The 1,327-nt window shown below is 63.8% G+C and carries 1 protein-coding gene; it reads right to left on the reverse strand.

Features of this window, described 5'->3' with window-relative positions; translation table 11 throughout:
• Window positions 1-58 precede the first annotated feature (58 nt).
• Complete coding sequence (locus EOA13_RS37085; protein ID WP_245490606.1) at window positions 59-1,174, reverse strand: integrase core domain-containing protein; 1,116 nt, start codon at window positions 1,172-1,174, stop codon at window positions 59-61.
• Between the last annotated feature and the right edge of the window lie 153 nt (window positions 1,175-1,327).

Raw genomic sequence — 1,327 nt, forward strand, 5'->3', positions numbered from 1 at the left:
TGTCCAGCCGATAGATGGGTAACAGTTTGAACCGGATACATAGGTAACAGTTTTCCCCTTACGATGGGTTCGCCGAAGCATCGCGCCAACCCAACCGCTTGGCGCTTCGGCGAACCAGTTTCATGTGCTTCTGGTCGATGAAGCCGAGCGGATGGGCATAGAAGCGCATGGCCCATTCACCGTTCTCAGTCTCTTCGATGGCAATCGGCTCGCCTGCCAGCGTGGCCGAGACGTAGATTTCGGCGCCCTGCCATTTGACGGCGCCATTCTGGCGCACGCTGCGCACCGCCGCCTCGGCCGGATAGTCCGGCTCGGGGGTCGTCTTGGGCATGGGGCGGGTCGAGGGACGGTAATGCTGCGCCGGGGTGTCCATGCCAAGCGCCTCGTGCGGGCGCTCCTCATTGTAGCTGCGCCGGAAGGCCTCGAACGCCTGGGCTTGAGCCGCCCTGTCGGCCTCCGGTGCCTTGGCCATCGGCAGCATGGTCAGGTGGAAACGCTCATGGCGCCCGTTCTGCTGCGGCTTGCCCGGCTGAATGCGCTCAAGGGCGATGCCGAGCTTGATGAACCGCGCCGCAAGCGGCGTCAGCCCGGTGACGCCGGCCGACGCAAATGGTGAGCCATTGTCGCTTCTGAAGCGATCCGGCAGGCCGTTCTCCTCAAACAACCGTTCAAACACCGGCCAGGCCTCCTCATCCGCCGTCGAGCTCGTTGCCTCGAGCCCCAACAGGTAGCGGCTCAACGCATCCATCACCGTCAGCGGTTCGCAGCGCCACCCGTCGCGGGTCCGGAACCAGCCCTTGTGGTCTCCGGTCCACACCGCGTTCGGCTCCGAAGCTTCCGGCCATGGGCCATTGCCTGCCGCCTTCCAGCGCCTGCGCCTGCGCCCCACAAGTCCATGCCGCTTCAGAATCTCACCCGCCGTCGAGACCGCAGGCCAGCCGCAGGAGGGCTCCGCACGCTTGAGCCTGGCCATGATCTTCTTGGGCCCCCACAGCGGGTGCCCCTCCTTCATGGCCACGATCCGCTCCACCACATCCCAAGGCGTCGCCCGGCCATGATTGAGCGGCGCCCGCGGCAGATCGTGCAAACCTTCCGGGCCAAAATCCCGATAACGCCCGAGCCATTTGTAGCCGCACTTACGTGAGATCCCGTAGGCCGCACAAAGCGCGCTCATCGTCTCTTCGCCTGCAAGGCAATCCACAACAAACCGAAGCCGTTCGTCCATGATGCCAGTCTCTCGCCAAACCATCGCCGGTCCTCCGGCGGACAAGAAAACTGTTACCCATGCTATCGGTCCATTCTGTTACCTATCTATACGGTTCGGACA

Source organism: Mesorhizobium sp. M7A.F.Ca.US.011.01.1.1 (assembly GCF_003998295.1).
Taxonomy (GTDB): domain Bacteria; phylum Pseudomonadota; class Alphaproteobacteria; order Rhizobiales; family Rhizobiaceae; genus Mesorhizobium.

What these genes read in the sequence shown, in the direction of transcription:
- EOA13_RS37085 (WP_245490606.1), bottom strand. Translation starts at nt 1,174, where the DNA reads ATGAGCGCGCTTTGTGCGGCCTACGGGATCTCACGTAAGTGCGGCTAC.